The 12,935-nt window shown below is 47.6% G+C and carries 5 protein-coding genes, 1 tRNA gene and 3 rRNA genes; 1 reads left to right on the top strand and 8 read right to left on the bottom strand.

The window, feature by feature from the left end; translation table 11 throughout:
* Positions 1-183 precede the first annotated feature (183 nt).
* The 6 genes from SDEN_RS01930 to SDEN_RS01905 form a co-directional block, all read right to left on the bottom strand.
* A tRNA-Asp gene (locus tag SDEN_RS01930) sits at positions 184-260 on the bottom strand.
* Positions 261-349: 89 nt separating this feature from the next.
* Positions 350-465, bottom strand: a 5S ribosomal RNA gene (gene rrf, locus SDEN_RS01925).
* Between the two features lie 209 nt (positions 466-674).
* A 23S ribosomal RNA gene (locus tag SDEN_RS01920) occupies positions 675-3,579 on the bottom strand.
* A gap of 552 nt (positions 3,580-4,131) precedes the next feature.
* Positions 4,132-5,676 (bottom strand): 16S ribosomal RNA (locus tag SDEN_RS01915).
* The 16S, 23S and 5S rRNA genes sit together here with 1 tRNA gene alongside, the layout of an rRNA operon.
* 739 nt (positions 5,677-6,415) lie before the next feature.
* The gene (gene secA, locus SDEN_RS01910) at positions 6,416-9,139 is read right to left on the bottom strand and encodes a preprotein translocase subunit SecA (RefSeq protein ID WP_011494825.1); all 2,724 of its coding nucleotides are present in this window, start codon (positions 9,137-9,139) and stop codon (positions 6,416-6,418) included.
* Positions 9,140-9,196: 57 nt separating this feature from the next.
* Positions 9,197-10,096 carry a M23 family metallopeptidase gene (locus tag SDEN_RS01905; RefSeq protein WP_011494824.1) on the bottom strand — a complete coding sequence of 300 codons (900 nt, stop codon included), beginning with the start codon at positions 10,094-10,096 and terminating at the stop codon, positions 9,197-9,199.
* A 27-nt stretch (positions 10,097-10,123) separates the two neighbouring features.
* On the opposite strand from SDEN_RS01905, the gene SDEN_RS01900 reads away from it, so the two are divergent.
* Positions 10,124-10,576, top strand: coding sequence for a DUF721 domain-containing protein (locus SDEN_RS01900; RefSeq protein WP_011494823.1), 453 nt, complete (start codon positions 10,124-10,126; stop codon positions 10,574-10,576).
* A gap of 4 nt (positions 10,577-10,580) precedes the next feature.
* Here SDEN_RS01900 and lpxC read toward each other — a convergent pair whose 3' ends face one another.
* Both lpxC and ftsZ read right to left on the bottom strand, forming a co-directional pair.
* Positions 10,581-11,501, bottom strand: coding sequence for a UDP-3-O-acyl-N-acetylglucosamine deacetylase (gene lpxC, locus SDEN_RS01895; RefSeq protein ID WP_011494822.1), 921 nt, complete (start codon positions 11,499-11,501; stop codon positions 10,581-10,583).
* Positions 11,502-11,721: 220 nt separating this feature from the next.
* Positions 11,722-12,909 (bottom strand): cell division protein FtsZ, encoded by a 1,188-nt coding sequence (gene ftsZ / locus SDEN_RS01890; RefSeq protein ID WP_011494821.1) that lies wholly within the window; start codon positions 12,907-12,909, stop codon positions 11,722-11,724.
* Positions 12,910-12,935: the final 26 nt, after the last annotated feature.

Raw genomic sequence — 12,935 nt, 5'->3', positions numbered from 1 at the left:
AGCAATGCTGTACTGCATGGAATACGTTCATTGAACGTCGAAATAGGGTAAAAAGATTATGTCATAGGGATTGGGCTAAACTGGAAGTCTTTAATCGTAATGGGTATCAGTTTTTGATGTTCATTCGTAAATTTTAGATACGAAAAAGGCCTTTGCATTCCTGCAAAGGCCTTCATCTGAAGTTGGCGGAGCGGACGGGACTCGAACCCGCGACCCCCGGCGTGACAGGCCGGTATTCTAACCAACTGAACTACCGCTCCTTTAGCAATTTGCTTACGCTGCATGCTAAATTCTTTTTAAGTCGCTGATATGTCATTATCAGGAGACTTTCTCTTACGAGAAATTAGGCGCCTGGAAATGACCTACTCTCACATGGGGAGACCCCACACTACCATCGGCGATACTGTGTTTCACTTCTGAGTTCGGAATGGGATCAGGTGGTGCCACAGCTCTATGGTTTCCAGACAAAAAATTGTACGGAACAAATTTTTAACGCACTTTAGTGCGGCCCGTTAGGGTCAAATACAGGGATGTATTTGATAAATTGCTCCTATCTAACGCACTCATTTGTGCATTAAATAATAATTCGGAAAGCTGATTTCGTTTTGAGTTCGCACTTTATTAAGCGCTCTATTTCTATTACTAAGGTTATCAGTAAAACCCATCTGGGTTGTATGGTTAAGCCTCACGGGTCATTAGTACAAGTTAGCTCAACGCCTCACAACGCTTACACACCTTGCCTATCAACGTAGTAGTCTCCTACGGCCCTTTAGAGAGCTTAAAGCTCTAGGGATGACTCATCTTAGGGCTCGCTTCCCGCTTAGATGCTTTCAGCGGTTATCGATTCCGAACGTAGCTACCGGGCAATGCCATTGGCATGACAACCCGAACACCAGCGGTTCGTCCACTCCGGTCCTCTCGTACTAGGAGCAGCTCCCTTCAATCATCCAACGCCCACGGCAGATAGGGACCGAACTGTCTCACGACGTTCTGAACCCAGCTCGCGTACCACTTTAAATGGCGAACAGCCATACCCTTGGGACCGACTTCAGCCCCAGGATGTGATGAGCCGACATCGAGGTGCCAAACACCGCCGTCGATATGAACTCTTGGGCGGTATCAGCCTGTTATCCCCGGAGTACCTTTTATCCGTTGAGCGATGGCCCTTCCATTCAGAACCACCGGATCACTATGACCTACTTTCGTACCTGCTCGACGTGTATGTCTCGCAGTTAAGCTGGCTTATGCCATTGCACTAACCGTACGATGTCCGACCGTACTTAGCCAACCTTCGTGCTCCTCCGTTACTCTTTGGGAGGAGACCGCCCCAGTCAAACTACCCACCAGGCACTGTCCCTAACCCCGATAAGGGGTCCAGGTTAGAACATCAAAACTACAAGGGTGGTATTTCAAGGACGACTCCACACAAACTAGCGTTCATGCTTCAAAGTCTCCCACCTATCCTACACATGTAGGTTCAATGTTCAGTGCCAAGCTATAGTAAAGGTTCACGGGGTCTTTCCGTCTAGCCGCGGGTATACGGCATCTTCACCGCAATTTCAACTTCACTGAGTCTCGGCTGGAGACAGCGTGGCCATCATTACGCCATTCGTGCAGGTCGGAACTTACCCGACAAGGAATTTCGCTACCTTAGGACCGTTATAGTTACGGCCGCCGTTTACCGGGGCTTCGATCATGAGCTTCTCCGAAGATAACCCAATCAATTAACCTTCCGGCACCGGGCAGGCGTCACACCGTATACGTCATCTTGCGATTTTGCACAGTGCTGTGTTTTTGATAAACAGTTGCAGCCACCTGGTATCTGCGACTGCCGTCAGCTTAGGGAGCAAGTCCCATCACCAACAGCAGCGTACCTTCTCCCGAAGTTACGGTACCATTTTGCCTAGTTCCTTCAGCCGAGTTCTCTCAAGCGCCTTGGTATTCTCTACCCGACCACCTGTGTCGGTTTGGGGTACGATTCCTACTAACCTGAAGCTTAGAAGATTTTCCTGGAAGCATGGCATCAACTACTTCATCACCTTAGTGACTCGTCATCAGCTCTCAGCCTGTACATTAAAGTACGAATTCCCGGATTTGCCTAAGAATTCAACCTACCACCTTAAACGCGGACTACCAACGCCGCGCTAGCCTAGCCTTCTCCGTCTCTCCATCGCAGTTAGCAGAAGTACAGAAATATTAATCTGTTTCCCATCGATTACGCCTTTCGGCCTCACCTTAGGGGTCGACTCACCCTGCCCCGATTAACGTTGGACAGGAACCCTTGGTCTTCCGGCGAGGGGGTTTTTCACCCCCTTTATCGTTACTCATGTCAGCATTCGCACTTCTGATACCTCCAGCGTGGGTTACCCCTTCACCTTCAACGGCTTACAGAACGCTCCTCTACCGCGCACTTCTAATGAAATGCACCCGTAGCTTCGGTGACTAGCTTAGCCCCGTTACATCTTCCGCGCAGGCCGACTCGACTAGTGAGCTATTACGCTTTCTTTAAATGATGGCTGCTTCTAAGCCAACATCCTAGCTGTCTAAGCCTTCCCACATCGTTTCCCACTTAGCTAGTACTTTGGGACCTTAGCTGACGGTCTGGGTTGTTTCCCTTTTGACAACGGACGTTAGCACCCGCTGTCTGTCTCCCGAGTAGTACTCATTGGTATTCGGAGTTTGCAAAGGGTTGGTAAGTCGGGATGACCCCCTAGCCTTAACAGTGCTCTACCCCCAATGGTATTCGCTCGAGGCGCTACCTAAATAGCTTTCGAGGAGAACCAGATATCTCCGAGTTTGATTGGCCTTTCACCCCCAGCCACAAGTCATCCGCTAATTTTTCAACATTAGTCGGTTCGGTCCTCCAGTTGATGTTACTCAACCTTCAACCTGCCCATGGCTAGATCACTCGGTTTCGGGTCTACACCTTGCAACTAAACGCGCAGTTAACACTCGGTTTCCCTACGGCTCCGCTATTCGCTTAACCTCGCTACAAAATGTAAGTCGCTGACCCATTATACAAAAGGTACGCAGTCACGGTCTCAAGAACCGCTCCCACTGCTTGTACGTATACGGTTTCAGGTTCTATTTCACTCCCCTCACAGGGGTTCTTTTCGCCTTTCCCTCACGGTACTGGTTCACTATCGGTCAGTCAGGAGTATTTAGCCTTGGAGGATGGTCCCCCCATATTCAAACAGGATGTCACGTGTCCCGCCTTACTCGTTTTCATCTACGGTTAGTTTTCGTGTACGGGGCTATCACCCTGTGCCGCTGGACTTTCCAGACCATTCCACTAACACCCCATAGACTTAAGGGCTAATCCCCGTTCGCTCGCCGCTACTAGGGGAATCTCGGTTGATTTCTTTTCCTCTGGGTACTTAGATGTTTCAGTTCCCCAGGTTCGCCTCATCACGCTATGTATTCACGTTATGATGACCACTTGTGTGGCCGGGTTTCCCCATTCGGACATCGTTAGCTCAAATGCTTGTTACTAGCTCGCCAACGCTTTTCGCAAGTTACTACGTCCTTCATCGCCTCTGACTGCCAAGGCATCCACCGTATACGCTTGGTCACTTAACCATACAACCCAGATAGGTTTCTTCTTTTCGCTTGTTATTCATCTTGTTATGCATCGTTTTCAGTGTCACTCCTCAATCATGTAGCGCTGCTACACTCATTCGTCGTTCCACTTCAAGCCTTGCCTAACAAGCGATTAACTGCGCTTACCTTTTGCATAAACAAATGATAAGAAAAACACTGAGTCGTACGTCACTCAATAAAGAGTGAGACCAGCTTGGTTTTTACTTGTCTCACCTTCCGGGTAGGAAGTGGACACGCCTTAGTTTTAAAAATATTCAAGACACTTAATAAAGTGTTTTGAGAACTCATATTCGTGTTTGCACACAAATATTATTTTCGCACTAACCTAATCACACAAACGACAACGAATCGTCATTTCTGCGCCTTTTAGTTAGTACTATCAGCTTTCCAAATTGTTAAAGAACAATGCTAACCGGCTCGCGGCGCATTTCACTCTACCCTTTATTCTCATAAGAGAAGTCAGGTTAACAAGTAATCTGTGTGAACACTCAAGGTGATTTCTCACTTTCAGGTATGAGTTAGTCGTATAGGTAAGGAGGTGATCCAGCCCCAGGTTCCCCTAGGGCTACCTTGTTACGACTTCACCCCAGTCATGAACCACAAAGTGGTGAGCGTCCTCCCGAAGGTTAGACTACCCACTTCTTTTGCAGCCCACTCCCATGGTGTGACGGGCGGTGTGTACAAGGCCCGGGAACGTATTCACCGTGACATTCTGATTCACGATTACTAGCGATTCCGACTTCACGGAGTCGAGTTGCAGACTCCGATCCGGACTACGACGAGCTTTGTGAGATTAGCTCCACCTCGCGGCTTTGCAACCCTCTGTACTCGCCATTGTAGCACGTGTGTAGCCCTACTCGTAAGGGCCATGATGACTTGACGTCGTCCCCACCTTCCTCCGGTTTATCACCGGCAGTCTCCCTAGAGTTCCCACCATTACGTGCTGGCAAATAAGGATAGGGGTTGCGCTCGTTGCGGGACTTAACCCAACATTTCACAACACGAGCTGACGACAGCCATGCAGCACCTGTCTCACAGTTCCCGAAGGCACACCTGCATCTCTGCTGGCTTCTGTGGATGTCAAGAGTAGGTAAGGTTCTTCGCGTTGCATCGAATTAAACCACATGCTCCACCGCTTGTGCGGGCCCCCGTCAATTCATTTGAGTTTTAACCTTGCGGCCGTACTCCCCAGGCGGTCTACTTAATGCGTTAGCTTGGGAGCCCAGTGCTCAAGGCACCAAACTCCGAGTAGACATCGTTTACGGCGTGGACTACCAGGGTATCTAATCCTGTTTGCTCCCCACGCTTTCGTGCATGAGCGTCAGTCTTTGTCCAGGAGGCCGCCTTCGCCACCGGTATTCCTTCAGATATCTACGCATTTCACCGCTACACCTGAAATTCTACCTCCCTCTACAAGACTCTAGTTCGCCAGTTCCAAATGCAATTCCCAGGTTGAGCCCGGGGCTTTCACATCTGGCTTAACAAACCGCCTGCGCACGCTTTACGCCCAGTAATTCCGATTAACGCTCGGACCCTCCGTATTACCGCGGCTGCTGGCACGGAGTTAGCCGGTCCTTCTTCTGTCAGTAACGTCACAGCAACGTGCTATTAACACGCTACCTTTCCTCCTGACTGAAAGTGCTTTACAACCCGAAGGCCTTCTTCACACACGCGGCATGGCTGCATCAGGGTTTCCCCCATTGTGCAATATTCCCCACTGCTGCCTCCCGTAGGAGTCTGGACCGTGTCTCAGTTCCAGTGTGGCTGATCATCCTCTCAGACCAGCTAGGGATCGTCGCCTTGGTGAGCCATTACCTCACCAACTAGCTAATCCCACCTAGGTTCATCCAATCGCGAAAGGCCCGAAGGTCCCCTCCTTTCCCCCGTAGGGCGTATGCGGTATTAGCAGTCGTTTCCAACTGTTATCCCCCACGACTGGGCAGATCCCTAGGCATTACTCACCCGTCCGCCGCTCGCCGGCAAAGATAGCAAGCTATCTTCCCGCTGCCGCTCGACTTGCATGTGTTAGGCCTGCCGCCAGCGTTCAATCTGAGCCATGATCAAACTCTTCAATTAAAGTTTTTTTGAAACACCCACTCTTACATAATAAGAAGGAATGTTTCGGCTCAATGAATTCTGATTGCTTTATCAACCGAAGTTAACAAAGTCTTTTGTACATATTGCTATGGACATTCATCGTTGCATTGAGTTTAAATTTTTTGATTATCTAAAGCAGTTAAACTGATTTAAATAATTGTCGAATAACTCAATACCTGTGAGTGTCCACACAGATTTCTTGTTCGTATTGTTAAAGAACTTGATGTCGATTTTTCAGACATCGCCGTTAGACGCTAGGTCGTTGGCTTGGGCTGCGTATTCTACGCAATCCGTTGTCAGCGTCAAGTGTTTTTTCAAACTTTCTTTTCGCTTTGATTTAACCGGTTAACTCTTTCAAATCAACCTATAAACCAAACTGACTCAGCGCTGGTGTGAACCATTTGCCGTGTCAGTGGTTGCGCATTATAGGCAGATCATAATTTTACGCAAGCGCTTTTGTGTAAAAAGATCGTCTTTTGGCGATCTTTTTACATCTTATCCACTTAACTACACGATATGCACTATTTACCCCCAATGTTATCCACAATTTGGTATTTAAAGACCATTTCAACGCCCTTCTTAGTGAGTGTTATGACGATTAGAGTTGGTTTCATTCGCCGCTAAAACAAAAAGGCAGCCTAATTAGGCTGCCTTTACTGACTGGATCTTGTTTACTTGTCTTTAGAAGTATCTAAGTCGGTCATTACCATAGCGTCGATTAGCTTAACTTACCGTGACACTGTTTGTATTTTTTACCAGAACCACAGGGACAAGGATCGTTGCGGCCCACTTTGTCACCTTCACGGATCATTGTCTTAGGTGTGTTGTCGCTAGATGCTTGAGACTCATCAGTTAATGCTTCCGCTGCAGCATGTTGATAGTCACGTTGAATTTTCGCTTCTTCTTCACGGCGACGCTGCTCCATGTCATCAACATCTGATTGTGCCTGAACTTGCACTTTAGATAGCACGCTGATTACATCATGCTTTAACGAATCTAACATTTGTTGGAATAGCTCGAAAGATTCGCGCTTGTATTCCTGCTTAGGATTCTTTTGTGCATAACCACGTAGGTGTATGCCTTGACGCAAATGATCCATCGCCGCTAAATGCTCTTTCCAGAGTCCGTCTAACGTTTGCAACATGACCGCTTTTTCGAATTGACGTAGCACATCGGCTCCGACCATAGCCTCTTTAGCTTGGTATGCATCACTCCACGAAGCCACTATGCGCTCACGCAAGGTTTCTTCATGCAAGTCTTCTTCTTTCTCTAACCATTGCTGAATTGGCAATTGAATGCCAAACTCCTGGTGGAATCGCTGCTCAAGCCCAGGTACATCCCACAGTTCTTCCAGTGATTGACGTGGAATATATTGATCCACTAGATCATTTATCACATCGGCTTCGATATTTTTGATGGTGTCTTGAATGCTCGTTGCGTCCATCAACTCATTACGCTGTGAGTAAACCACCTGACGTTGATCGTTAGCCACATCATCGTATTCAAGTAATTGCTTACGAATATCGAAGTTACGTGCTTCAACTTTACGCTGTGCATTCTCAATGGCCCGCGATACCCAAGGATGTTCGATGGCTTCGCCTTCTTCCATGCCGAGTTTCTTCATCATGCCGGATACTCGCTCTGAAGCGAAGATACGCATTAAGCTGTCTTCCATGGAGAGATAGAAGCGTGATGAACCCGCATCACCTTGACGACCTGAACGACCACGAAGCTGGTTATCGATACGACGAGATTCGTGACGTTCTGTACCTAAGATATGTAAACCACCTGCAGCAATAACGGCGTCATGATGGATTTGCCAATCGGCACGTATTTTTGCTATTTGCTCATCCGTTGGATTGGTTAAGTTTTCAATCTCAACCTTCCAGTTACCACCCAAGACGATATCCGTACCACGACCCGCCATGTTAGTGGCTATGGTTACCGCGCCGGTGCGGCCTGCTTGAGCCACAATCTCAGCTTCTTTTTCATGGAATTTAGCATTAAGTACGCTATGGGGAATTTTGGCATTTTTCAGCAATGATGCCAATAATTCAGACTGCTCAATGGAAACTGTACCTACGAGCACGGGCTGACCACGTTCACGGCAACCTTCAACATCTTTAATAATCGCAGCGTATTTCTCACTGGCCGTCAAATACACCAAGTCAGCCATATCGTTACGAACCATAGGCTTATTAGTTGGTACGACGACGGTATCTAAACCATAAATGTGTTGAAATTCAAATGCTTCAGTATCAGCAGTACCCGTCATACCGGCAAGCTTTTCATACTGACGGAAGTAATTCTGGAACGTTATCGAGGCTAGAGTCTGGTTTTCATTTTGAATATGAACCCCTTCTTTGGCTTCAACCGCTTGATGTAAGCCTTCTGACCAACGACGTCCAGGCATAGTACGGCCAGTATGCTCATCGACTATGATCACTTCATTGTCTTGTACTATGTAATCAACGTCTTTTTCAAATAAGGTGTGGGCACGCAATGCCGCATTCACGTGATGCAGTAGTGAAATATTCGCCGCGGAATACAGAGAGTCACCTTCGGCTAACATGCCTGATTCAATTAACAAGAGTTCAACTTTCTCTTGACCACGTTCAGTCAAATGAACCTGCTTGCCTTTCTCGTCTATGCTGTAGTCGCCTTCGCCAACTTCATCTTCTGTGTCTTCTTTTTCTTGACGGATAAGCGATGGAATAAGCACATTCACTTTACGGTAATGCTCTGAACTGTCTTCAGCTGCACCAGAAATAATCAAAGGGGTACGAGCTTCATCGATAAGGATTGAATCCACTTCATCGATAAGCGCATAATGCAGCGGACGCTGAACGCGCTCTTGGGGTGAGAACGCCATATTGTCGCGCAGATAATCGAAACCAAACTCATTGTTGGTACCGTAAGTGATATCTGCTGCGTACGCCATTTTCTTTTCGGCTTGGCCAATACCCGCAACGTTAATTCCGACGGTTAAGCCTAAGAATTCAAATAATGGGCGGTTATTTTCCGCATCTCGACCAGCAAGGTAGTCATTCACCGTAATCACGTGAACGCCTTTACCGCTTAGACCATTTAAGTAAGCGGGCAGTGTCGCGGTCAGTGTTTTACCTTCACCGGTACGCATCTCAGCAATACGATTACTGTTTAGCACCATGCCGCCTAAGAGCTGCACATCAAACGGGCGCATCTCAAACACACGGACAGAGGCTTCACGCACAGTGGCGAAAGCTTCTGCCATAATGTCGTCTAAAGTTTCACCTTTTTCTAAACGCTCACGAAACTCAAGGGTTTTTGCTTTGAGCTCATCGTCCGACAGCTTTTGAAAGTCTGCTTCTAATGCGTTAATTTGGGTGACGATTTTGCCAAGGTTTTTTAAGGTACGGTCGTTTCGACTTCCGAATAATTTTGTCAGTAGTTTGCCTAACATCTTAATCACTATCTCTTGTAGGTTGAGTTTAATTGAGTGCGCTAACCGCTAATGCTATTAACTTGTCTTGCGATAGACATATTTTCGAGGATCGATTTGCTGACCACTACGCAATACTTCGTAATGTACATGGGGACCGGTAGACCGGCCTGAACTTCCCATATTGGCAATCTTCTCGCCTTTGGCAACCACGTCACCTACGTTTACTGACAAAGCCTTATTATGCCCATAGCGCGTGCGCAGACCATTACCATGATCTATCTCCACTAATTCACCATAACCAAACATGTTTCCGGCCCAAGTAACTACACCAGCTGCTGTTGCAATCACATCGGCCCCTTCTGTTCCGGCGAAGTCTATGCCTTTGTGCATAGTTCTCCTGCCATTAAAAGGGTCATTTCGTAAACCATAGGGCGAAGATAACCAACCTTTATAGATTGGTCGCCCTGATATATAACGCTCTTCATCTATATGGAGATTAGATGCCACTGTTTCAAGTAGAGACAGCTGAACATTATTATTATCAATTCTTGCAGCCAGCTTATCCATATCGTCGATAAGCTGGTTTAATTCAATGCTTGAGCCAAATTCGCTTGGGCCGCCTATGCCGATTTCAGTGCTGAAATCAAATTGGTCATCGAGGAGGTTGTGCTGAGCCACTTGTTGGCCAAGGGCTTCTAGGCGGGTAATTTTTGCTTGCATCTTGGCGACATGTGTCACCAAGGTCACCAATTGGGTTTCGGTTGCATTTTTAAGCTGCAGTACTTGCTGCTTCTGTTGTTCCCGCAGCTTTTGATTCTTGTCGGCTTTGGCTTGCTGGCTTTCAAAACGATCGCTACTGTATTGATACAGGCCCGTGCCTGAAGCAAGTAGAAGGATAGGCAGCAATAACCAGCGTTTGCTCGGTTGCCAACGGGTTACGCCATTTCGACCTTGGATAAAAACTGTTACACTCATAGCCTAAACCAGCCATTTTATTATTATATGAAAAAGCCCCCCCAAGACCTCAGCAACTTAGTACATCAATTCGGGAAACTGCCCGAAATGGCTGAGAAAGCAGAACTATTGAATAATCTGAATCAACATGTGAAGCAGATCCTCAATGGCCCTGTGGCGCAGGAGCTAAAAGTCGCTAACCTTCGCCAGGGTGTTCTTGTGATTGAAACCACATCTGCAGCCTGGGCCGCCAGAATAAATTTTCAGAAATCTGCATTATTAACCCAACTGCAGAATGAGACGCTTCCAATGCTTACCGCAATTGAGGTTAAAGTCAACCCAGGATTAGCCTTAGCGCAATCAAAAACCAATGTCGCACACACTCAATTGAGCTCGGTCGCCGCTGAACACTTGCAAGCACTGGCAGAAAACGTGGAAGGGTCCCTAGGTGAGAAACTAAAACGGCTGGCTGCATTGGCCAGCCGTAATAGGCAATCTTAACGCGCTATGCGAAGGCTTGAGTGCCTGGCACCATAAAGCTCACAGGCACATCGGCTTCTTTATCGAAGCTCACCAATTCCCAAGCATCTTGCTGTACTAATAAGGCTCTAACTAACTGGTTGTTCAGCGCATGGCCGGTTTTGAATGCACAAAACTCTCCGACTATCGCATGACCTGCTACATACAGATCACCGAACGCATCTAGAATTTTGTGTTTTACAAACTCGTCCTCATAACGCAGACCATCGGGGTTGAGGACGCGGTATTCATCCAACACAACCGCATTTTCCATGCTGCCACCCAGGGCGAGATTATTAGCACGCAAGTACTCGATATCGCGCATAAAACCAAAAGTACGGGCACGGCTGATGTCTTTTACAAACGCAGAGGTCGAAAAGTCCATCACCATATGCTGCTGACTACGGGCAATTTCAGGATGATTAAAGTCAATTTTAAAATTAACTCTAAAGCCTTTAAATGGCTTCAATTCAGCCCATTTATCGCCGTCTTCAACACGTATTGTCTTGTTGATTTTAATGTATTTCTTTGCCGCAGCCTGCTCTTTAATTCCCGCACTTTGCAATAAAAACACAAAGGGGCTGGCACTGCCATCCATAATAGGGATTTCAGGGGCATCGACTTCGATAACAGCGTTATCTATGCCAAGTCCAGCTAAGGCTGCGAATAGGTGTTCTATGGTTGAGATACGAATACCCGCGTCATTCACAAGTGCGGTACACATAGTAGTTTCACGCACTAACTCCGCCTTTGCAGGGATAGACACTGCAGGGCTGAGATCGGTACGTGTCAGTACTATCCCAGAATTAACGGGGGCAGGCATAATGCGCAGCGTCACCTTGTTGCCGGAATGTAATCCAACACCAGTGGTCTGTACCATTTTTTGAACAGTTCTTTGAAAAATCATTCAGTTACCCGTCGTAGTCTCAATAAAAATCTCATTTTTTGCTGCCATGACACGAGATCAAGCGGCAAACAAGAGCGATATGCTAGCATAAATTTGGCTGATCACAAAAAAATCAGTCAAAGAGACCAGTGATATCGTCACCTTTCAGAGCGCTAACTTGCTGCTAAGCCACGGGGCACTCATGCCAACTTATCGACTCGAGTGCATCGCTGGCTCATACTTAATCGGCTTGCTTACGCAGAAATGCCGGAATATCTAAGTAATCACCATCGGCCCGTGACATAGGTGTCGCCATAGGCGCAACCGCTGGCTGCATTGCCGCAGCTGTGTTGCCATTGCCTTTAGTCGACATGTAGTTTTGTACTGGCTCTTCAACCTGTTCAGCACGCACTTCCGCCACAGGCTCTGGACGAGGAGTAGGCTTAGACACTAACTGGATGTCTGGCTTCTTTTCAGCACCAATACCGGTTGCAACCACAGTCACACGTAATTCATCACTCATTTCTGGGTCGATAACCGCGCCCACTACCACAGTCGCGTTTTCAGACGCGTAAGCCTTAACATGGTTACCCACAGTTTCCAGCTCTTCGATGGTGATATCCATACCCGCAGTGATGTTAACTAACACGCCACGTGCACCGGCTAAATCGATATCTTCCAATAGAGGACTTGCCACTGCAGCTTCAGCCGCTTCTTCAGCGCGATCATCACCACGAGCGACCCCTGTGCCCATCATGGCATTACCCATTTCTGACATCACGGTTTTCACGTCGGCGAAATCGACGTTAATCAGGCCTGGACGAGTGATAAGCTCGGCAATACCTTGCACTGCACCTAGTAACACATTGTTGGCTGCGGCAAACGCATCCAGAAGTGAAGTTCCACGGCCCAATACTTTTAATAGTTTTTCGTTAGGGATGGTGATCAACGAATCCACATGCTTAGCAAGCTCGGCAATGCCTTGCTCTGCATACATCATGCGCTTCTTACCTTCGAACGGGAACGGCTTAGTCACTACAGCAACGGTCAGAATGCCTTGTGAGCGAGCAATTTCAGCTACCACTGGCGCCGCACCTGTACCTGTGCCACCACCCATACCGGCCGCGATAAAGATCATGTCCGAGCCGCGAATTGCCGCGAGGATATTTTCCCTGTCTTCTTCTGCCGCTTGACGACCCACATCTGGGTTAGCGCCAGCGCCTAGGCCTTTAGTGACATCGCGTCCCAACTGAATTGTTGAGCCAGCACTCGATTTACGCAATGCCTGAGCATCGGTATTTGTGACGATAAACTCAACACCTTCGATGCTGTGCTTAACCATATGCTCGACAGCGTTACCGCCGCCACCACCGACACCGATGACCTTGATCACCGCTTCGTCTGAATGTGTATCCATGATCTCAAACATAGTCTGATCTCCGTTAGTCTGCGTTA

Source organism: Shewanella denitrificans OS217 (genome assembly GCF_000013765.1).
Lineage (GTDB): Bacteria > Pseudomonadota > Gammaproteobacteria > Enterobacterales > Shewanellaceae > Shewanella > Shewanella denitrificans.
The sequence above is the reverse complement of the archived record's forward strand: the minus strand, read 5'-3'. Positions and strand labels throughout refer to the sequence as shown.

Bases quoted from the DNA above. Each gene is read 5' to 3' on its own strand.
- lpxC (WP_011494822.1), bottom strand. From the start codon at position 11,501: ATGATTTTTCAAAGAACTGTTCAAAAAATGGTACAGACCACTGGTGTT.
- ftsZ (WP_011494821.1), bottom strand. From the start codon at position 12,909: ATGTTTGAGATCATGGATACACATTCAGACGAAGCGGTGATCAAGGTC.
- SDEN_RS01900 (WP_011494823.1), top strand. From the start codon at position 10,124: ATGAAAAAGCCCCCCCAAGACCTCAGCAACTTAGTACATCAATTCGGG.
- SDEN_RS01905 (WP_011494824.1), bottom strand. From the start codon at position 10,096: ATGAGTGTAACAGTTTTTATCCAAGGTCGAAATGGCGTAACCCGTTGG.
- secA (WP_011494825.1), bottom strand. From the start codon at position 9,139: ATGTTAGGCAAACTACTGACAAAATTATTCGGAAGTCGAAACGACCGT.